20 protein-coding genes, 1 pseudogene and 1 riboswitch are annotated in these 20,066 nt (G+C 26.7%); of the genes and pseudogenes, 4 read left to right on the top strand and 17 right to left on the bottom strand.

What is annotated here, in order from left to right; all coding sequences use genetic code 11:
* Positions 1–85 precede the first annotated feature (85 nt).
* The 6 genes from ACRDBA_RS12485 to ACRDBA_RS12510 all read right to left on the bottom strand — a co-directional run bounded on the left by ACRDBA_RS12485 (position 86) and on the right by ACRDBA_RS12510 (position 4,710).
* On the bottom strand, positions 86–727 hold the full coding sequence (locus ACRDBA_RS12485; protein ID WP_438573252.1) for a hypothetical protein: 642 nt from the start codon (positions 725–727) through the stop codon (positions 86–88).
* Positions 728–947: 220 nt separating this feature from the next.
* Positions 948–1,817, bottom strand: a complete 870-nt coding sequence (locus tag ACRDBA_RS12490; protein ID WP_438573253.1) for a DegV family protein — start codon at positions 1,815–1,817, stop codon at positions 948–950.
* Between the two features lie 20 nt (positions 1,818–1,837).
* Positions 1,838–2,134 carry a Dabb family protein gene (locus ACRDBA_RS12495; RefSeq protein WP_438573254.1) on the bottom strand — a complete coding sequence of 99 codons (297 nt, stop codon included), beginning with the start codon at positions 2,132–2,134 and terminating at the stop codon, positions 1,838–1,840.
* 23 nt (positions 2,135–2,157) lie between these two features.
* Positions 2,158–3,387 carry a transglutaminase domain-containing protein gene (locus ACRDBA_RS12500; RefSeq protein WP_438573255.1) on the bottom strand — a complete coding sequence of 410 codons (1,230 nt, stop codon included), beginning with the start codon at positions 3,385–3,387 and terminating at the stop codon, positions 2,158–2,160.
* Positions 3,388–3,515: 128 nt separating this feature from the next.
* Positions 3,516–3,890: a hypothetical protein gene (locus ACRDBA_RS12505; protein WP_438573256.1), complete on the bottom strand. Its 375-nt coding sequence runs from the start codon at positions 3,888–3,890 to the stop codon at positions 3,516–3,518.
* A 208-nt stretch (positions 3,891–4,098) separates the two neighbouring features.
* Positions 4,099–4,710, bottom strand: coding sequence for a DNA-3-methyladenine glycosylase (locus tag ACRDBA_RS12510; RefSeq protein ID WP_438573257.1), 612 nt, complete (start codon positions 4,708–4,710; stop codon positions 4,099–4,101).
* Between the two features lie 165 nt (positions 4,711–4,875).
* Here ACRDBA_RS12510 and ACRDBA_RS12515 point away from each other — a divergent pair, with 165 nt between their 5' ends.
* Positions 4,876–5,253: a DUF1622 domain-containing protein gene (locus ACRDBA_RS12515; protein WP_438573258.1), complete on the top strand. Its 378-nt coding sequence runs from the start codon at positions 4,876–4,878 to the stop codon at positions 5,251–5,253.
* A 3-nt stretch (positions 5,254–5,256) separates the two neighbouring features.
* On the opposite strand, the gene ACRDBA_RS12520 is transcribed toward ACRDBA_RS12515, so the two are convergent.
* Together ACRDBA_RS12520 and ACRDBA_RS12525 are read right to left on the bottom strand one after the other, a co-directional pair.
* Positions 5,257–5,979 carry a DUF3784 domain-containing protein gene (locus ACRDBA_RS12520; RefSeq protein ID WP_438573259.1) on the bottom strand — a complete coding sequence of 241 codons (723 nt, stop codon included), beginning with the start codon at positions 5,977–5,979 and terminating at the stop codon, positions 5,257–5,259.
* Positions 5,980–6,058: 79 nt separating this feature from the next.
* Positions 6,059–6,277, bottom strand: coding sequence for a hypothetical protein (locus ACRDBA_RS12525; RefSeq protein WP_438573260.1), 219 nt, complete (start codon positions 6,275–6,277; stop codon positions 6,059–6,061).
* A 145-nt stretch (positions 6,278–6,422) separates the two neighbouring features.
* Here ACRDBA_RS12525 and ACRDBA_RS12530 point away from each other — a divergent pair, with 145 nt between their 5' ends.
* The gene (locus tag ACRDBA_RS12530; protein WP_438573261.1) at positions 6,423–7,274 is read left to right on the top strand and encodes an MBL fold metallo-hydrolase; all 852 of its coding nucleotides are present in this window, start codon (positions 6,423–6,425) and stop codon (positions 7,272–7,274) included.
* Between the two features lie 36 nt (positions 7,275–7,310).
* On the opposite strand, the gene ACRDBA_RS12535 is transcribed toward ACRDBA_RS12530, so the two are convergent.
* Complete coding sequence (locus ACRDBA_RS12535) at positions 7,311–8,273, bottom strand: aromatic acid exporter family protein (RefSeq protein WP_438573262.1); 963 nt, start codon at positions 8,271–8,273, stop codon at positions 7,311–7,313.
* Positions 8,274–8,510: 237 nt separating this feature from the next.
* Entirely contained in the window at positions 8,511–9,386 is an 876-nt protein-coding gene (locus ACRDBA_RS12540) for a radical SAM/SPASM domain-containing protein (RefSeq protein WP_438573263.1), read from the bottom strand.
* Between the two features lie 292 nt (positions 9,387–9,678).
* Between ACRDBA_RS12540 and ACRDBA_RS12545 the strand changes: the two genes are divergently transcribed.
* Positions 9,679–10,230 (top strand): J domain-containing protein, encoded by a 552-nt coding sequence (locus ACRDBA_RS12545; RefSeq protein WP_438573264.1) that lies wholly within the window; start codon positions 9,679–9,681, stop codon positions 10,228–10,230.
* A gap of 99 nt (positions 10,231–10,329) precedes the next feature.
* Here ACRDBA_RS12545 and ACRDBA_RS12550 read toward each other — a convergent pair whose 3' ends face one another.
* The 7 genes and pseudogenes from ACRDBA_RS12550 to ribD all read right to left on the bottom strand — a co-directional run bounded on the left by ACRDBA_RS12550 (position 10,330) and on the right by ribD (position 18,229).
* Positions 10,330–11,436, bottom strand: coding sequence for a M20/M25/M40 family metallo-hydrolase (locus ACRDBA_RS12550; RefSeq protein ID WP_438573265.1), 1,107 nt, complete (start codon positions 11,434–11,436; stop codon positions 10,330–10,332).
* Between the two features lie 93 nt (positions 11,437–11,529).
* The gene (locus ACRDBA_RS12555; RefSeq protein WP_438573266.1) at positions 11,530–13,923 is read right to left on the bottom strand and encodes a PAS domain-containing sensor histidine kinase; all 2,394 of its coding nucleotides are present in this window, start codon (positions 13,921–13,923) and stop codon (positions 11,530–11,532) included.
* Positions 13,924–14,086: 163 nt separating this feature from the next.
* Positions 14,087–14,650 carry a metal-binding protein gene (locus ACRDBA_RS12560; protein WP_438573267.1) on the bottom strand — a complete coding sequence of 188 codons (564 nt, stop codon included), beginning with the start codon at positions 14,648–14,650 and terminating at the stop codon, positions 14,087–14,089.
* 133 nt (positions 14,651–14,783) lie between these two features.
* Positions 14,784–15,245: a 6,7-dimethyl-8-ribityllumazine synthase gene (ribH, locus tag ACRDBA_RS12565; protein WP_438573268.1), complete on the bottom strand. Its 462-nt coding sequence runs from the start codon at positions 15,243–15,245 to the stop codon at positions 14,784–14,786.
* Between the two features lie 30 nt (positions 15,246–15,275).
* Positions 15,276–16,469 (bottom strand): bifunctional 3,4-dihydroxy-2-butanone-4-phosphate synthase/GTP cyclohydrolase II, encoded by a 1,194-nt coding sequence (locus ACRDBA_RS12570; RefSeq protein ID WP_438573269.1) that lies wholly within the window; start codon positions 16,467–16,469, stop codon positions 15,276–15,278.
* Positions 16,470–16,492: 23 nt separating this feature from the next.
* The gene (locus tag ACRDBA_RS12575; RefSeq protein ID WP_438573270.1) at positions 16,493–17,140 is read right to left on the bottom strand and encodes a riboflavin synthase; all 648 of its coding nucleotides are present in this window, start codon (positions 17,138–17,140) and stop codon (positions 16,493–16,495) included.
* Between the two features lie 9 nt (positions 17,141–17,149).
* Positions 17,150–18,229, bottom strand: a pseudogene (gene ribD, locus ACRDBA_RS12580) (bifunctional diaminohydroxyphosphoribosylaminopyrimidine deaminase/5-amino-6-(5-phosphoribosylamino)uracil reductase RibD).
* Between the two features lie 249 nt (positions 18,230–18,478).
* A riboswitch (FMN riboswitch) is annotated at positions 18,479–18,594 on the bottom strand.
* A 181-nt stretch (positions 18,595–18,775) separates the two neighbouring features.
* Between ribD and ACRDBA_RS12585 the strand changes: the two are divergent.
* Complete coding sequence (locus ACRDBA_RS12585; RefSeq protein ID WP_438573271.1) at positions 18,776–19,906, top strand: DUF1002 domain-containing protein; 1,131 nt, start codon at positions 18,776–18,778, stop codon at positions 19,904–19,906.
* Positions 19,907–20,066 lie beyond the last annotated feature (160 nt).

Here is a 20,066-nt window from a genome sequence, read left to right on the forward strand (position 1 = left end):
TCTAAATAAACTCTGCCATTAAATTTAAAATAAAAAAGCATATACCTTTGATTTCTAAATCTACAGTACATGCTTTTATTGTAAACTATGATATTAATTCTGTTATATCTTCCATTGCACCTTGCCTTGAATCATAAATAAACTCAAAATTCTTTATTTTATTTTGCTCTAATTCTGGTAAATCTTTTACCATCTTTCTTTCTCTAAAAACATCTTTTTCTGATGTTACACTTAAGTTTCCATTTTCATCACTAAAATAAATAGCTAAATAGCCATCTTTTTCTCCAATAAAGAATTTATTTGGCTCTACCTTACCTGATTCGTTTCCTTCTCTTCCAAATACAAGCTTTGCCTCTCCATCTTCCACTAATTTATATCCATCATTTTCTAACCTTGTAGTTAATGCTTCTTTTGATATTTCACCAGTTAAACCTAATCTTGATTTAATTGAAACTAATTCTTCCTCACTATCTACTTCTTTTCCTGTTTTTAAAATTATAATTGTGTTATCCTTTAAATACTTACTTGTTTCGCTATAAACAGTTTTATTCTCACCATCTAATTCCTCTACTCTTTGTTTAGTTGGATTTGTGAAATAACCTGTTAAAATATAGCTACCACAAAATAAAACAGCTAATGAAATCATTGTTAGTATAACAATTCCTATCTTTCTTCCCATTGATAATTTATCTTCTTTATTATTAAAATTATTATTTCTATCTATCATATATATCACTCCCTTAGCTGTATTATTTCCACTTTTTTCTTAATTAATCAATTAAATAAAAAAAGATGCTATATTTCAGCATCTTTTAATAATATTTTGTATAATAAACAAAGCATAACCATATACTCTCTAATAGTAATTTTTCCTTTGCCCTTTTACCACTTCCTATCGTTCTAATTACCTAGTCCCTTTTTCACTATTACTTCTTGTTTAATATATCTTAATTTCTTTTTTCTCCTAAGAAAAATAATGCTATAGTCCCTGGACCTGAATGAGTACCTACAGCTGGACCTATATTGTTAATAACTACATCTTTAACCTTTACTTCTGATAAAATTAATTCCTTTAAATACTCTGCTTCCTCTTGTGCATCACCATGACTAATAAAAATAGTTTGCTTTTCTGAGTCTATTATTTTTGACTTTAGTTTATCCTTTAATACTTTTAATGATTTCTTTCTTCCTTTTGTCTTTTCAACTGGTTGTAATTTCCCATCATCATCTACGTTCATAATAGGTTTTACATTTAACATTGTTCCAACTATCGCTTTTGCTGCTGACAATCTTCCGCCTCTTTTTAGGTGATTTAAGTCATCAACAGTAAACCAATGATTAAGCTTAAGCTTATTATTTTCAATCCAATTTACAGCTTCCTTACAATCCTTATTTTCATTTAATATATTTACTAAGTAATACACCATTGCACCTAATCCTAAGGATGCACATTTACTATCAATAATTTCAATATCTAAGTCATCATACTTTTCCTTTAAACTTTCCCTAGCTAAAATTGCACTGTTAATACAGCCACTTAATCCTGATGAAAATCCTAAATAAATAACTTTCTTCCCTTGTTTTATATATTTTTCAAAAACAGCTTCAAATTCATATGAATTAACCTGTGAGGTTGATGCTTTTTCAGCATTCCTTATTTTATTATAAAACTCCTTATAACTTAAAGATTGTCCTAAATCATCATTTACCTCTACCCCATTAATATTAACTTTAATAGGCATAACCTCTACTTTATTTTCTTTTATCCACTCTATAGGTAAATCACAACATGAATCTGTAATTACAACCACTTCCATCTCCTAATCCCCCTTAACAGCTAAATTATATAGTCAACTACTTTCCTAGATTCTCTTACACTAGAAATAAATTTTGCTACTTTTAAATGTTCACTATGGTTTTGATAAATATCAAGCCCTTCTTTATCTTTAAATTCAGAATAAAGTACAACATCATACGAGTCTTTGGAATTTTCAATGTTAATACCAACTTCTATTTTTTCTATTTCCTTTACTAAATCTTTTAACCCTTCTATTTTTTCTTTTATTTCTAAAGCTACACTTTCCTTACTCTCTAAATCACTCTTTAATTTCCACATAACAATATGCTTTATCATTTTATCCCCCCTAATTAAAATATTTAAAAAACTTGTTTTAATTCAATACTAGATTCACATAACTTTATCCCTATATCTTCAAAGTCTATTCCTTCATATATTTTTATATGCTTATTTGTTATACCAAAATAACCTCTACTAATATCAATTGGAATATGAATTTGTGTTTCAACAGGAATCCATCCTATCTTTTCTATATAAACCTCTGCCCATGTATGATACACATCCTTTGAAGTTTTCCCTAAAATAAACTTAGTTGGAATTTCTAATGCTCTCATAATTGCAATAAATACATTTGTACACTCACTACATGTTCCTATTTTATTTTCTATTGTTTCTATTGCTCCCCTACTTTCCCCACCTTCAAATATTTCTAAAGCTAACTCATCATCAAATTTAATTTCTCTAGTGAAGTTTATAGCTTTTTCAATAGCTTTGTATTTATTTTTTTCATTTCCAATTAAGACTCTAGTGAAATTTTTTATTTCCTTTGAGTTACATTGTATTTTTTTTGTTGGAACTAAATAATTATTTAGTCCATCTATTACTAATTGTTGCTGAATTATTAACGGATAAGTTTCTATATTTATTTCAAAATGATTTCTTTTCTTTTGTGAATGGATAACCCTTTGATGAGCTGAATTTAATATGCTCATATCAACTCTAGGCAACTTTAAAACATATTCTCTTTTGCTTAAATATTCCTCTTCTAAAAAAACATTACTTAAAGTTTGTATTCTACCTAAAATAACCTTTTCTACTTCTTCAATAGTTTTTTCTTCTGTATCTACATACTCCTCAAATTCTAATCCTTTAAAAGCTTCAATACATGGTAAAGTTTTATTAAAACTAAAACTTCCCGGAGTATCCCCTCTTTTTATAAGCCTTTTATGAATAGTTTCTACTGATGCAGTTAAACAAAAATGATAAACTTGACTATCTAAACTTTCAAAACCTTTTTTAATATATTCTAAGCACTCACTGTTTTTTAAAGTTATAGGTACAATAAGATTTTTGCCATACTTAGATATTAATTCATCTGCTATTTTAACAACAAACCTTTTCCATAGGTCTAAATCTTGAAAATCATCTGTTTTTTCTTTTTCTTCTTTTAAATCATCAGATATAATATTTCTAAGCATAAAGCCAACTTCCTCTGGATCATATAACATACTATCAGGTATTGATTTTGTTAAATTTAATGCTACAGAAGTTTTTCCTGTTCCAAAGGCACCATTTACAATTACAATCATTAATATTTCCTCTCATAATAACCTTAATAAAATATTTTTATCTGTAAAATAAGCAGAGCCTTTTCAGGCTCATATATACATTTTATGTAAATTATAACAATTTTGAACTTAATTGTACATATGAAATTTTAATTTACTCCTTTAGTAACAAAAATCCTTTTTGCAACAACTTGTGGAGGTAATGATTTGGTCATAGCATCGCTTACTCTTGCATAAACCATATCTCCCTTATTTATTTCAATGTTCTCCTTTTTATCTGCACTAGAATTTAAAACCTTTGTTTCTTTTCCTACTATTAATACTATTTTCTCTTTTATAACTTCGCTTCCTTTAATATATCCATCTACTAATACCATTAAGTTTTCCTTATCTTCATTTACTTCTAATACTTCTCCTATTACTACTGGGCTCCTATTTGGTTTAGCTTCAATCTTTGCTTCTACCCCAATAACTCCTAAAAGCAAAAATAAACACATTAACACTAAAGTTTTCTTTAACTTCATAAACTTCACTCCTATATATTTTATTCCCTTTTAGTTTAATTAATTAAAATTTAAATATACTATGTTATTTATGTATTTATCTTATTGATAACCTTTGTAACACTCACCTTTCTTTATGATACAACTAAAACCATACTCACTATATAGACATAACTAATTCCCTAACCTTTATATGTAGCTAAACTACACCTAAAGGTTATAAATTTGTTTATTTTACTGAAACATAAGGGTTATCCTTAATATAAAACCTCCACAAAAAATCCTTAGCCTCTTCTGCATAATCTATTCCTATTCTTTTAGCCTTAACAATTTCAAACTCTTCACTGTTACCAGTCTCTATATATAATGACCCTTCACTAGTTAAATCTTTATAATTTTCTTCCTTGCTAATACTTAATGCCATACATAGTTTTGATGGTCCATTAGTTAAGTTTAATTTTTGAGCCTTAGTTAACTCATTATATTTCTTTTTAAATCTAATATTAGCTATGTGTTCTAAATTATCTAAAGGTTCTATTGCCCTTATTAAAACTCCACCTGCAATATCCTTTTCTTCAGAAATTACATTAAAGCAATGATAAAGACCATATATAAAGTAAACATAAGCAATTCCACCTTCAGCATACAGCGGTTCAGTTCTAGTAGTTCTTCTTCCGTTATAAGCATGACTTGCCTTATCTATAGCACCTATATAAGCTTCTGTTTCGACTATTTTACCTCTTATAACTTTACCATTTATATTTCTAACTAGAATCTTACCTAATAATTCATTTGCTACCGTTAAAGTATCTTTTCTATAAAAGTTTTTTTCTAATATCATTTTTCCACCACTCAATAAATATTTTCTATATAATTATAAACTAAATTCTAATTAATAATACATATGTATCTCTTATTAGCTCATTCTTATTTATTTACTAAATCTTTAATATTTTTTCTTTATATGTATAATACTAATTTTATATATTATTAAAGGAGTTACAGTATGATTGAAGAACTTATTAATAAAACACTTCCATTTTTAATTTCTATTTTAGAAGTAATGGGTATTATAGTTATAACGGTAGGCTCAATAAAAGCCTTCTATCATTATGTTATGGGACTTATAAAAAAGGATTCATATCCATTGAAATGGGAATATGCTAATTCAATGGCAACAGCATTAGAATTTAAATTAGCAGCAGAAATTCTTAAAACCGTTATAGTTAGAAATTTAAATGAACTTATAATACTTGGATCTATCACATTACTAAGAGGATTTTTAACCTTTATTATACATTGGGAAATGACTTCAGAACCAAAGCCCCCATCTAAAAAGGAAGGAAATAATAATACTGAAAAAAAAAGAAAACTAGAATTTTAAATTCTAGTTTTCTTTCCACTTAACAATATTATTAAAACATTCTTCTGTTTTATCAATATCCTCATAATTTATATAAAAATTCTCATCTAGTAATTTTATTTTTATGGTAATTCCCTTTTCTCTTTCAATATAAATCATGGAAAATTCTTGATTTTCAAGCTTAAATTCACCTTTCCTATCTTCACCTATAGTGTCATAACCATTAATTTTCTTTATGATTTTAGGCATATCATTTATTAGCTCTACATTTTTTATATCTTCTTTATTAATTTTTTCACCATACAACCCTGAAATTTCAATATAGTTTTCACTAATAACAACTTTACTTTCTCTACCTCCTATTGATAAAGCAAAAATCACAGGAATTATCGTAAGTAAGCTAACTAAAATAACTACTTTCACATCTGTTTTTTTTATATCATTTTTATCAAATCTTTGAAGATACCAAACATAATAACTTATAACTAATAAAAGTAATATCATAAATGGTATTATAGATATTTTAAATATAAAAGAACATATTCCCCCTATAAAAAATATAGCTGAAATTATATAACACATTATACTTATATGTTTTGCTAAACCTTCTATATTAATTTTTTCCCTTTCACAATCTGAAGAAGTATTATAACCAGCTATTAGAAAATACCACTTCTTTTTACTTATAGCTACTGCAAAAAATAAAAATAGAAAACCTAAAACAAAAAATAAAAGAAATAAACCCATATACTCACCTCTACTAATGTAAATATACCTATTATAGTATATGGCTTATCTATTATTGTCAAATTTTATAAGTTAATTTTTACCATTCAACTACTAAAATTTTCACTTCATCATTTCTTAAGGCAACCTTGTATCCATCAATTATTAACCATGTTATTAAGTCTTTTTCAATTTTATCTCTTTCTTCATCTTCTAACATAAATATTGCTGAAATCTTATTTACACCAATCTCTTTTCCATAATTAATATTTTCAATTATCTTTTTCTTATGTTTTTCTAATCTATCAGCATAATCCAAAGTAATACCCCCTTATCAATTCTTTATTAAACTATTTATATATATGAACTTACTTTAAATAATATTACAATCCTTAATAAATAAAACCCTAGAAGAATATTATGGTATAATATTCCTTATACTATTATTTGAAAGGAGAACTTTTATGATTTTTAAAATACTAGGTTCTGGAGGATGTACATCTATTCCAAAACCCACTTGTCAATGTAATATATGTTCGGAAGCTCGCTTAAAGGGAGAACCATATAAAAGAAGTAGCTGTTGCTTATATGTAAAAGATCTTAAACTTCTAATAGATACACCTGAAGATGTAAACTATCAGATTAACAGAGATAATATTACTGAAATTGAAAATATCTTTTACTCTCATTGGGATCCCGATCATACTTTAGGTATTAGACTTTTAGAGCAATTAAGATTAAACTGGATTGATTATTTTAGAGGAATTAAGTGTTCAAGACCTATTAATATAATTGGTCTCCCTGAAGTTATAGATGATATTTACAATATTAAAAATAAATATGGTTCTTATTTAGATTATTATAAATCCCATAATTTATGTTTAGTAAATAAAACTAATAAAACAATAATAAAAAATATAGATATTTCATTAGTTCCTATTATATCTAATATAGTATCTACATCATTTGTTTTTAAATATAATAATAAAAAGGTTATTTATGCTCCTTGTGATAATAAACCTTTTCCAAATAATTCTTTATTTAATAATGCAGACCTTTTAATTATGGGTGGATTTATCCCTACTGAAAATTTTAACCATTCCATAAAAATACCTCTTGGAAATGATATTTATACTGCAATGTTTACAATAGATGAAATAATACATATTAAAGAAAGTTTTAATATAAAAACAGTGGTATTAACCCACCTTGAAGAAAACTGGGGACTAAGTTATGATGACTATAAAAAAATGGAAGTATCTCTTAAAATGCATAATATTTTATTTTCATATGATGGTATGGAAATTGAAATTTAAAAGGAGTGGATTTAAATTTCCACTCCTTTATCTAAGTTATTTTTCTAAATAATTTATTGCAAAATTTCTTTTTATACTTATAAACTCTTCTAAATCATTTAAAAACTGCAGTAATTGAGCTCTGTTTTCAAACTCTTCTCGTGTTTTAGGTAACTGCATTTTTTTAAACTCTGACTTTAAAACCATAACTTCATTACTAAGATCTATACAATCATTTGTTTCTGCAATACTTTTAGCTACATTTTCCGCAAATTTAGCCATTAATGTAGTTTGCTCAAATGACATATAAAACTTTTCAAAATGTAATCTCATTCTTTTAATTGTATCAAATTGATTTATTCTCATATTTATATAATCTGTATAATATGAATTTGACTTATAAAAATTATTATTTACTATTTTATAAACTCTATCCTTGCTTTCCTTTAACCTTTTTTCAAGATCTATTATATATTTTTGCTCATCTATATCCACAGTGTGAGTTACAAGAGATTTACTCATTTTTAAAATTATAATCCTAAATGTTTCTTCTATATACTCCTTGTCCTTATTAAACTCATCTTGCATAGATGGCATAAAAATATTTGCAATTGAAGCAATCCCTATACCTATTACCATTATAAATAGCTCATTTATTATCCATCCTGAATTTATAAAGTCTGCTACTAGTAAATGTGTAGATAAAACTACAGCTGGAACCATACCAACTTCTATTTTATACTTTGATGTTACCGGAATAAATATAATCAAAAAAATTCCAAATGAAAATGCATTGCTCCCCATTAGTTTATATATTATAGTAGAAATTCCAAGTCCTAAAATACAGGCTAAAGCTCTATTTTTTCCAACTACTAAAGCTTTCTTTCTATTATCTTGAATGCTTAATATGGCTATAACTGCAGCAACCGTTGCATACTTCAAATTTATTGATTCTGCAATTATATATGATACAGTTGCTGATAAAGCCATTTTAAAAGCAAGATTATAAATATAGCCCATTATACACTCCCCCTTATATTTAATTTTAAAACAAAAGAATTATTTAACTAAATTAGATTAAAATTCTTATATAACCTATATATTAATTTTTTACCTTTTAAATTATATTGATGACATTAAAGTGAATGAATATAATTTAAATTGTGAAATGTGTTTAATTCGAAAAGTCATTTGTAGAGGATAACTTCCTCATTTTAACGAGTTTTATAAAGGTGGTAACTATTATGGGTACCACCTTTATTTTTTATATCTCTTCGCATAACCACATCTTTTACAAAGCTCTTCTACTGCACACCTTCTTGAAAATCCATCATATATATCCTTAGCCTTTTTACTTTCTAATATTTCATCTAAATGTTCTTTATAAACATTACCTAAAGGTATATTTCCTTCACTATCTAAACAACATGGTACAACTGTTCCATCTACCAATATACCTATTTGGTCTCTAAGACCATAACAAAATACATTTTCTTCTACAGTTTCTATATTAATATCTGGCCATTTAAACTTTTCTGCCATATTCAGATAGACATTATCCTTTAATTTCATTCTATTTTTTTCTAATAAAGCATTTCTTAAGTCAAATTCTATCTTTAGCTTTTCCTCTAAAGTTTTTATTATTTCAGTATTTAAGCTATTATTTGCTTTTAACTCTTCTGTATCTATATTCCATAATCTTAAAGCACAAATAATATTACTTTTTTTAGTGGCTTCATCTACAAAATTAATTATATTATTTAAATAATCATTAAAGCTTATGTTAGAATTATTAGCTTCAAAGCTATGAAGTGAAATATTCATTTGTCTTAAAGCTGGTGAATTAATTAATATATCTTTACTTTTATTTATTAAGGTAGCATTAGTTGTTATATTTACTTTTAAATCATTTTCATTGCTTATTTCAAGAAATCTTTCAATGTTCTTATTAAGTAATGGTTCTCCCATTAAGTGAAAATAAATATGATTTGTAAAAGATTTTACTTCTTTTATTATTCTTTTAAATTTTTCTTCATTCATAAATCCAAGTTCTCGCCCTGTCTTAGGACAAAAATTACAACTTAAATTACATATGTTAGTTATTTCTATATAAACTTTTTTAAATCTCGGCATCTTTTGTTCTCCTAATTAATAATCTTTATTTTTAACTTACCATATTTATATTTATTTTTCCATTGTTTTTATTTTTTCTTGCTTTTTTATTTAAATGCTGTTATTATTATAGAGCAGTTGGTACGTAAAGTGCTAATTACTTGTAGAGCTTGGTTTGTCCTTCGCCGGATGCCAAGCTCTACTTTTTTTATTTAATATTTTTTTAATATATCTCCAAATTACAGAATAATATTTTATATTTAAAATATATTTAGAATATAATATTATTACTATAATAAGGAGTGAAGTAAATTTGGATCCGTATAAGATATTAGGTCTAAGTCCAAGTGCATCAAAAGATGAGATAAAGTCCGCATATCAAAATATTCTTTCACAGCTGAATGTTGATAAAGGCTCAAATGTAGCTCTTAAGCCTGAGGTTCAAGAAAATTTAAATGCTGTTAACTTGGCTTATGATTTATTGACTGATGGAAATCTATACAAAGAAATTAGAAACTTAATTGAACATCAAAACTTTATTTTAGCAGAATCTAAACTAAATTTAATTGAACATAGAAATTCTGCTGAATGGAATTATCTTCAAGGATTTGTTCAATTAAAAAAAGGTTGGTTTGATACAGCTGTAAATCACATAAAAATCGCAACAGAGATCGACCCATCTAATAGTGAATATAAAGATAGCTTAATTACTCTTCAATCAAGAGCTCAAGAATTTATGAATAACTATAAGCAATATACACCACCACCTCCACCACCTAATAATATGAATATGAACAAAGCTAATAACAATATGGCTGGATGTCCTGGTGCCGGTGGTGGCGGCGGTGGCGGCGGAATGTGCTAAATTTTATATTTATCTAACAGTCCTTTAAGTATAAAAATTCATAATAAAAAAAATTAAAGAATGCTTTACGGCATTCTTTAATTTTTTCTGTATTTATTTCTATGCTTTTGCTAACTCTAAAACAAGCTTTGAAAGAGTTGTTAAATCTTCAATTTCCATATACTCTTCAACAGTATGAGGCTTTCTTTCACCACTTGATAAATTAACAGCTTTAATTCCATTTCCATTTAAAATGTTAGTGTCACTTCCACCACCACTTGAAACGGCTTTTCCTTCTATTCCTATTGCTTTTAAAGCTTCTTTAGCCTTAGCTACAATGGCATCTTCTTCTTCAATTACAAATTGTCCAAATAATCTATTAACATTTATTTCAACTGAACCACCATGTTTTTTTGCTGCATTTTCAAAAGTCTCAATCATATGCTTAGTTTGCTCTTCTAAACTTTCAATTACAGTACTTCTAGTTTCTGCTTCTACTATTACTTCAGGACAAACTATGTTTGTTGCAACACCACCTGATATTTTTCCAATATTTGCTGTAGTATTTTCATCTATTCTTAAAAGCTTCATATTAGCTATAGCATCAGCTGCTATTTGAATTGCACTTATTCCTGACTCAGGACTTACCCCTGCATGAGCAGTTTTACCTGATATTCTAACATGGAATTTATCTTGAGCTGGGCCTTTTATAACTATTGACCCTATATCTCCACTAGTATCAAATATATAAGCAGTCTTTGAAGTTATTTTAGAATAATCTAAGTTTTTAGCTCCAAATATACCAACTTCTTCAGCTATAGTGAAAACTACTTCTATAGTTGGATGCTTTATATCATTTTCCTTAATAACTGTTAAAGCTTCAATAATTGCAGCTATACCACCTTTATCATCACCGCCAAGAATAGTGGTTCCATCGCTATAAACTCTATTATCTTTAATTACCGGCTTAACACCATTACCTGGAGTTACAGTATCCATATGACAAGAGAATAATATTGATTCTCCTTCAACATTTCCTCTTAATTTCCCAATAAGGTTTCCAGTATTTGAACCTACCTTTTCACCAGCATTATCAAATTCAACCTCTAAACCAATTTCTTTTAAATCATTTTCTAATCTTAATGCAAATTCTTTTTCATTATAACTTTCTGAATCAATTTGCACATAATCTAAAAATCTTTTTAGTACTCTTTCATTATTTATCATAAGTTTTCCTCCTAAAAATATAACCTCTTAAGAATTTTAACAAATTTTTCGAGTTTTTTCATTAAATTTATCTAAATTATACCTAAATTATCTCTATAATATGTCATATATATCTGATAATTCTATAGATATTTTTTCTTGAAGAGGTTTTTCTTCCTTTGACACAACAAATTCTTCTGCATATCGGAGCTTTTTATTTGGAAGTTTAATGATGAATTCACACCCCTTATCTTCTGTATCATTTAAAAATACGTTTCCATTATGTAGATCTATTAAAGACTTAACTAATGCAAGACCTATTCCACTTCCTTCTTTTAATCTATTAAATGACTTGCTAACTTGAACAAATCTTTCAAAGATAACATCCTTCATATGTTGAGGAATACCAATTCCATCATCTTTAACTAGTATTTCAACATATTCTCCATTTAGCCTTATATGAACAAGAATATTTCCACCTAGATTAGTAAACTTAATAGCATTAGCTAATAAATTTAAAATGACTCTTTCTATTTTTTCTATATCACACATTATCTCTAATTCTTCATACTCTGTATCAAAAACAATATTTATTTCCTTTGACTCAACATAAGGTATAATAGATAATGTTATGTCTTCAATTAAAGCTACAATATTTACATTAACCATTTCAGTTTTTAAAAAACCTGCTTCAAATTTTGTTATATCTATTAAATTATTTATTAACCTTAACATTCTAAAACAATTTTGTTTTATAGTCTTATCATATTTTCTGTAATAATCCATAAATAATTCATTATTATCAATTTGGCTATCTAATAATTGAATTGATGAATATATTATATTTGTAGGTGTTCTAAGTTCGTGAGATAAATTGGCAAAAAACTCATTTTTAATTTCTTGATATTCCTGTATTTCTTTGTATTTTATTTTTAGCTTTTCTAATTCATCTCTATATTCTATATCTCTTGCTACAAGTACCCATCCTTGAATTTCATTTGTTTCATCATAAATAGGCGTTCTTATAGTTTCTAGTTTTATAATCTGCTTGTCTTTATCTCTTAAGTAATGTTCAACTATTAATTCACTTCCATCCTCTAAAGACTTTAAAACACTCGGCTCTGAAAGAATAAATTTATTGATATTTTGACCTATTAATTCCTCTTCCTTATGACAAAGTAATTTCATCATAGATTTATTTACATAATCAATTATATTATCCTTATCAGTGCTAATAATAAGATCCTTAATATTTTCTGTTAGGCTATGTAATTTTTTTTCATTTCCTTTTAATTTCTTTTTCAAATTATATCTTTCAGTAATATCTCTTAAAGAAATAACATAATTTTTATGATTTTCTTCATTATAAATTACTTGCATCTTAGAACTATAAACTTCATCATCACCTTTTCCAACTTTGATTAAACCTTCCCAACATCCAGCTTCATTTACAGTTCTTCTAATTTTCTTTACATACTCTTTATCCATATTATTTATTTTGTTTTTAAATACTTCATTTACTTTTTCATAAGTCATTTCTTTTTTATGTATTTCTTCATAAATTTTCCTAACCATTTTATTACAATATACTACTTCTTCATCTTCGGTACAAATCATAATTTCACTATGTGGATCATTTTCTATCAAACTATAAAATACAAGCATTTTTTCCTCAAGAATTGTTGATTTACTTACCTTTATCATTATTTCAATAAATAAACCACTTATAATATTAATGAAAGTAGTATAAGTAATTCCAATTGAAATTACCTTAAGTACAAAATTAGGATCAACAATTATAAATATTGCATATATAGCTTTTATAGCAAATAATATAATACTAGAACCTATAATAGCATAAATATATTCCCTATCTTTAAAAGCCTTTCTCATAAACGTAATTCCTATTATACTGTATATTAAAATAAAAACTATACTATATAAAATAGCAAAATTATCTTGTTTAAAAAAGTATAAAATCCCATTTTTTTCTTCCATAATATTAGCAATTATTGAAATTATATATATACATCCTGTTATAAACCATTTATTGCTTGTAATGTATTTTTTTAACTTTTCAAATTTTGATATAGCAATAAATAATAATGTAACTCTTAGTATAGAGTTTATAACTTTATATCCACCCTCTATTTTATTTAAATCGTTTATACAAAATATTACATCATAGCATCTAAAAAATATCTCTACTGAAAGTACCATAAAGGCTAAAGAAACAATAAATATTTCTTTTTTCTTTGTTGAATTATAGTAAAATACACATGCTCCAATTGAAATAATACATAAAATTAAATTAAATAACCTCATGAAATTATTTACAATCATACATTCAACTAAAATATTATTTCCTCCAGGATTTATCGGAGATTTTAAGTTTCTAATTAATAAATTTATAAGCAAAAAAATAATGCATATTAGGATTAATAATATAAATTTTGTATATTTTATATTATTCTTCTCACTATTGTCATTAATAAAAACATCTAACATAATTTTCTCCCCACTTTATATTTAAATGTACTTTGACAAGTTATTTGGATATCTTTAATTATAATACATTATTTTTCCATATACAATAAAATAAGACATTGATTTCAAATTCATCAATGTCTTATTTCGTAATAATTTTTTAATTCTTAACAAGGTAAATACTTTACCTCCAAGCTACCTTTCTTTTATACTTCTTTTTTCTTCTAATTTTGATTGTAAATTTCTTTTTTAAGAAACTATATATTATATCTGTAGCTGTATGTAATCCTGATCCTAAATAAATTCCAAGACCAATATTAATAAAAAGAATATCATTACCCTTTATTAACTCAAACGTAATATTTACAATATCTATTGTTGATACATTTATTATTGTAAATGAATACAGTACTGCTAAAATTAATATATATATTATGTAAATGTATATTAATCTTACCGTAGGGCCTAATATAAATCCATGTGTAAAAATACTCCTATGCGAAAAAAACTTTTGATATGGAATCCAAATAAACTTTATCTTTCCCCACCTATTATATTCTCTACTTTTTATATCAAGATCACCTGAAAACATATATCCACCGAAAATATATACTGATAGACCTACAAAGGTTAATATAATTATATTTTCAACTTCATTTATAAATTCTACATTAACAATAGTAAGGATTATTATTACAATTGGTGAAAATGCTACTGTTATTTTATCATGTGTTTTGCCTGCTGCCATTTCCCTCCCCCATTATCTTAAGTATCTTTATGTTATTTTTAATTAGTATATCACAAAATGTATGTTCTCTGAATTTAAAATGAAATAAAATAAATAGAATCTTTCTAAATAAAGATTCTATTTATAATAAAAATTATATTTTTTTAATTAAATTAGCCATTTCAATTGCTGTTACTGCAGCATCATATCCCTTGTTTCCAGCTTTTGTACCTGCTCTTTCTATAGCTTGTTCTATAGTATCTGTAGTTAACACCCCAAATATAACTGGAATATCACTTTCTAATGAAACTGATGCTACTCCCTTAGAAACTTCCTGACATACATAATCATAATGAGACGTTGTTCCCCTTATTACTGTACCTAAACAAATTATAGCATCATATTTTTTACTTTTAGCTAACTTCTTTGATATTAATGGTATTTCAAATGCACCTGGTACCCATACTATATCTATTTCCTCTTCCTTTGCTCCATGTCTTTTTAAACCATCTATTGCTCCACTAAGTAACTTTCCTGTTATAAATTCATTAAACCTTCCTACTATTATTCCATATCTTGACCCTTCTGAAATTAAACTTCCTTCATATATATTCATCTTTCTATCTCCCTTTTTATTTAAGTATTTTTATATTAAATGATTCATTTTTTCTTTTTTAGTTTGTAAATAATATTTATTTTCTTCATTGTGATTTATTTTTATTGGAACTCTTTCTACAACTTCTATTCCATAGCCTTTTAGCCCGATAATCTTTTTAGGATTGTTTGTAATAAGTCTTATTTTCTTTATTCCTAAATCCTCAAGTATTTGAGCTCCTATTCCATAATCCCTTAAGTCATCTTCAAATCCTAATGCTAAATTTGCTTCTACAGTATCTAAACCTGTATCTTGAAGATTATATGCTTTTAACTTATTTATTAAACCAATCCCCCTGCCTTCTTGTCTCATGTAAAGTAAAACTCCTGATTCTTCATTAGCAATTTTTTTCATTGCTTCATCATATTGTTCTCCACAATCACATCTTTTTGATCCTAATGCATCTCCGGTTAAGCATTCAGAATGAACTCTTACCAAAATATTCTCATCCCCATTTATTTCACCTTTTACTAATGCTATATGATGCTCACCATTTAACTTATTTATATATCCATGTATTTTAAATTCACCATATCTTGTAGGCATCTTTGCTTCAGTTACCTTTTCTATATATCTTTCTTTTAATCTTCTATATTTAATTAATTCCTCTATTGTTATAATTTTTAAGTCGTGCTTTTTAGAAAAATTAATTAAGTCAAAAGTTCTAGCCATAGTTCCATCTTCATTCATAATTTCACAAATTACTCCTGCTCCTTTAAATCCTGCAAGCTTAGAAAGGTCAACTGCTGCTTCAGTATGTCCTGCTCTTTTTAAAACTCCACCTTCTTTAGCTATCAGTGGAAATATATGTCCTGGTCTTCTAAAATCATCTTTGGTTGACTTTTCATCTAATACCCTTTTTATTGTGTGAGCTCTTTCAAAGGCTGATATACCTGTTGTTGTATCTACAGCATCTATAGATACTGTAAATGCTGTTTTATGATTGTCTGTATTTTCATAAACCATTTCTTTTATATCTAGTTCTAATAATCTTTTTTCTTCAACAGGCATACATATTAATCCTCTTCCATACATAGCCATGAAATTTATACTACTTCCTGTCACACATTCAGCAGCCATTACTAAGTCTCCTTCATTTTCTCTATCCTCATCATCAATAACCACTATTATCTTACCTTTTTTAATATCTTCTATTGCTTCTTCAATACTATCAAATTCAAACATTACGCTCATCTCCTATTAATAATTTAAAATCCATTTTCTATTAAAAAATTTATATCTATATCCTTAATCTTCTTTTCTACCTTTTGAAAATTCACAAGTTTTTCTACATATTTACCAATTACATCACATTCTATATTAATTTCATCTCCCAGACTTTTACTTGTTAATGTAGTAAATTTAGAAGTATGGGGTATAATTCCTACTTTAAATTTTTCATTATCTACATAAGCCACCGTTAAACTTACACCATCTAAAGTTATAGACCCCTTTTCAACTATATATTTTAATATTTCTTCTTTAGCTTCGATAGTAATCCAAATTGCTATATCGTCATTTTTATAAGAAGTAATTACACCTCTACCATCTATATGCCCACTTACAATATGACCTCCAAACCTATCGCTGGCCTTCATTGCCCTCTCTAAATTTACCTTTTCTCCATTTGAAAGCTTTCCTATATTAGATCTTTCTAAAGTTTCAGCCATAGCCTCTACTGAAAATTCATTTTCAGTAAAACTAACTACAGTTAAACAAACTCCATTAGTACTAATGCTATCCCCTATTTTTATATCTTTTAATATCTGTCTTGCTTTTACGTTAATAAAGGCAGATTTTTTACTTTTTTTTATACTTTTAATTTCTCCAATTTCTTCTACTAGTCCCGTAAACACCTGTTCCTCCTATAAAAAACCTTTAATTAATATATCTTCATCTATAAATTCAACATTTAAATTTTTAAGTTTAAATGCATTATCTAACTTTTCAATTCCTTTTCCACCTATTATTCCTATAGAATTTTATCCACCTATTATCTTTGGTGATATATAAAACCTTACTTCATCCACTATTCCTTCTTTTAATGCACTAAAGTTTAACCTTCCACCACCTTCAATTAAAAGACTATCTATTCCTAAATTACCAAGCTTAATCATTAAATCTCTTAAATCAACTTTACCTTCCTTTTCTTTTACTCTTAATATCTTTACACCCATTTTTATTAATTCTTTCGTGTTTTTTTCACTATTAGAAGTTGTAGCAATAATAGTTAAATTATCTTTATTATTTTTAATCACATTACTTTCTAATGGAATTCTTAAATCTGTATCTACTACTACTCTTATAGGATCTTTTTTATCGTGAATTCTTGAAGTTAACAAAGGATTATCCTTAATCACTGTTCCTACTCCAACCATAATTGCAGATAATGCATATCTAGCTTGTCTACTATGTTTCCTAGATTCTTCTGATGTAATCCACTTAGACTCACCAGCTTCAGTAGCTATTTTCCCATCCAATGACATACCGCCTTTAAGAACAACGTAAGGTAATTTTGTTTTAATATATTTGTTAAATACATTATTTAAGCTTGTACATTCATCTTTTAAAACATTTAAAACAACCTCAATACCTGCAGCCTCTAACTGTTTTATTCCTTTGCCTGAAACTAATGGATTTGGATCTAATGCTCCTATAACTACCTTTGATATCCCTTTAGAAATAATTAGTTCTGTGCATGGCGGAGTTTTTCCATAATGACAACAAGGCTCTAAAGTTACATATATAGTAGCGCCTACTAAATCTTCATTTGAATTATTAATTGCATTTACCTCTGCATGATTGCCACCAAAATATTCATGATATCCTTCTCCAATAATCTTTTCATTTTTTACAATAACTGCTCCTACTAATGGATTAGGATTTACTCTTCCAACCCCCTTCTTAGCAAGCTCTAATGCCATTTTCATATATTTATCATCCATAAAATTACCTTCCTATAAATTTCTTTTTTTAATTCTAAACATTTATCATTCTTATAAATATTTAGAATTTAAAAGAAGAAAAAGCCTTGAGAATTTTATCCCAAGGCTTTTAAAGATACAGAAAAAAACTGTATCCTAGATGAATAATAAAAAAGCTCTGAAACAAAATGTTTCAGAGCAAATAATCCTTTACTAAAATATATTAATATACTAAAAAACTAAGTATAGTAACATACATTCATAAAATCCATCTATCTTCTTTCATCCAGACTTTACTGTCGGCTTCGGAATTACACCGAATCATGCTCTTTGAGCTCGTGGGCTTTACCACCGGTAGGGAATTTCACCCTGCCCTGAAGATTAATATTTAATTTATACCTAAATATTAAATCACCTTTAAAATAAAGTCAACATTTTTTTCTTAATTTTCTTTATTTTAACAATATATTTTTTCTTAATTTATTCTTAAAATTTCTTTATATAGTAGTTTTACAGATAGAATTAAAGTAAAATAAGTTAAAACTATTGAATAAGGAGATTTAAAATATGAAAAAACAAATAATATCATTACTTACTGTTACTACTTTAATATTTTCTTCTTTTACAGTAAATGTACAAGCACAAAATAAGGAAAGAGTAACCTTTGGAATAGATTTAACAGATGCACAAGAAGAACAAATGTTAAAGGAATTTGGCGTTACTACTGATAAGGTTAGTATAGATAGAATTACAAATGATGATATCATTAAGCAATTAGGTCTTGATCCTAATGACCAATCTAATTATCAAGGTGGGTGTTATTCGTCTTCATATGTAAAACTTACTAACGAAGGTGGAATTAATGTACAAGCTAATAATTTAACTGAGGTTACTGGATTAATGTTATCTAATGCCCTTGTAACATCTGGTGTAACAAATGCTGATGTTAAAGCTAGTTCACCCTTCCCTGTTACTGGAACATCTGCTTTATCAGGAATATTAAAAGGTTTTGAAGCTATAAAAGGTGAAGAATTGTCCCTAAAAAATAAAAAGGTAGCTCAAGAAGAAGTAGAGACTACTGCTAATCTTGGGGAAGAAATAGGCTTTGATGAAGCTGCTGCTGTTATTAATGATGTTAAAACAGAAATTATAAAGGAAGCTCCAAAATCAGAAGCTGAAGTAGAAAAAATAGTTAATAAGGTTACAAAAGACTATACCATAGATATTACTGATGAACAAAAATCTAATATCACTAATTTAATGGTTCAAGTAAATGATTTAAATATTGATTATAGTGAAGTAAAGGAAACATTAAGTAATATAAGCGATAAAATTTCTAATGCTTTAGAAACAGCAGGAAAGGAATTAAGTAATAGTGGATTTTTCCAAAACATTTGGAATAATATATCTGACTTCTTTAGCAATATTGTAGACTGGTTTAAATCATTATTTACAGGTGATAGTTCAAACTCAACTGAAACTGTAACCCCGGAAAAAGATAATACTTCAGAAAACATAAGTGATACTAATAACAGTACTTCTGAAGAAGGAAGTATAAATCCAAATGAAGATACAGATTCAAAGCCAAACATAGATGAAAATAACACTGAAAACACATCTTCAACTGAAGATACATCTAACTCAAGTGACTCTAATAATAACTTAGACACTAATACTTCTGAAAAGACTACTAATTAATAAATTAATACTTATATAAAAAGAGCCTGTAAAAAACTTTGTGTATCTGAAATTTCTTCTTAGAAATAATTAAAGATATTTTGATTTATATTATATCTTCAAGTCATTGTATATATTCACCAATTAAGGTGAATAATATACTCGAATAGAAGATTTCTTT

The sequence above is a fragment of the Clostridium sp. genome (genome assembly GCF_051654825.1).
In the GTDB taxonomy this organism is placed as follows: domain Bacteria; phylum Bacillota; class Clostridia; order Clostridiales; family Clostridiaceae; genus Clostridium.

Bases quoted from the DNA above. Each gene is read 5' to 3' on its own strand.
- ACRDBA_RS12485 (WP_438573252.1), bottom strand. From the start codon at position 727: ATGATAGATAGAAATAATAATTTTAATAATAAAGAAGATAAATTATCA.
- ACRDBA_RS12490 (WP_438573253.1), bottom strand. From the start codon at position 1,817: ATGGAAGTGGTTGTAATTACAGATTCATGTTGTGATTTACCTATAGAG.
- ACRDBA_RS12495 (WP_438573254.1), bottom strand. From the start codon at position 2,134: ATGATAAAGCATATTGTTATGTGGAAATTAAAGAGTGATTTAGAGAGT.
- ACRDBA_RS12500 (WP_438573255.1), bottom strand. From the start codon at position 3,387: ATGATTGTAATTGTAAATGGTGCCTTTGGAACAGGAAAAACTTCTGTA.
- ACRDBA_RS12505 (WP_438573256.1), bottom strand. From the start codon at position 3,890: ATGAAGTTAAAGAAAACTTTAGTGTTAATGTGTTTATTTTTGCTTTTA.
- ACRDBA_RS12510 (WP_438573257.1), bottom strand. From the start codon at position 4,710: ATGATATTAGAAAAAAACTTTTATAGAAAAGATACTTTAACGGTAGCA.
- ACRDBA_RS12515 (WP_438573258.1), top strand. From the start codon at position 4,876: ATGATTGAAGAACTTATTAATAAAACACTTCCATTTTTAATTTCTATT.
- ACRDBA_RS12520 (WP_438573259.1), bottom strand. From the start codon at position 5,979: ATGGGTTTATTTCTTTTATTTTTTGTTTTAGGTTTTCTATTTTTATTT.
- ACRDBA_RS12530 (WP_438573261.1), top strand. From the start codon at position 6,423: ATGATTTTTAAAATACTAGGTTCTGGAGGATGTACATCTATTCCAAAA.
- ACRDBA_RS12535 (WP_438573262.1), bottom strand. From the start codon at position 8,273: ATGGGCTATATTTATAATCTTGCTTTTAAAATGGCTTTATCAGCAACT.
- ACRDBA_RS12540 (WP_438573263.1), bottom strand. From the start codon at position 9,386: ATGCCGAGATTTAAAAAAGTTTATATAGAAATAACTAACATATGTAAT.
- ACRDBA_RS12550 (WP_438573265.1), bottom strand. From the start codon at position 11,436: ATGATAAATAATGAAAGAGTACTAAAAAGATTTTTAGATTATGTGCAA.
- ACRDBA_RS12555 (WP_438573266.1), bottom strand. From the start codon at position 13,923: ATGTTAGATGTTTTTATTAATGACAATAGTGAGAAGAATAATATAAAA.
- ACRDBA_RS12560 (WP_438573267.1), bottom strand. From the start codon at position 14,650: ATGGCAGCAGGCAAAACACATGATAAAATAACAGTAGCATTTTCACCA.
- ribH (WP_438573268.1), bottom strand. From the start codon at position 15,245: ATGAATATATATGAAGGAAGTTTAATTTCAGAAGGGTCAAGATATGGA.
- ACRDBA_RS12570 (WP_438573269.1), bottom strand. From the start codon at position 16,469: ATGTTTGAATTTGATAGTATTGAAGAAGCAATAGAAGATATTAAAAAA.
- ACRDBA_RS12585 (WP_438573271.1), top strand. From the start codon at position 18,776: ATGAAAAAACAAATAATATCATTACTTACTGTTACTACTTTAATATTT.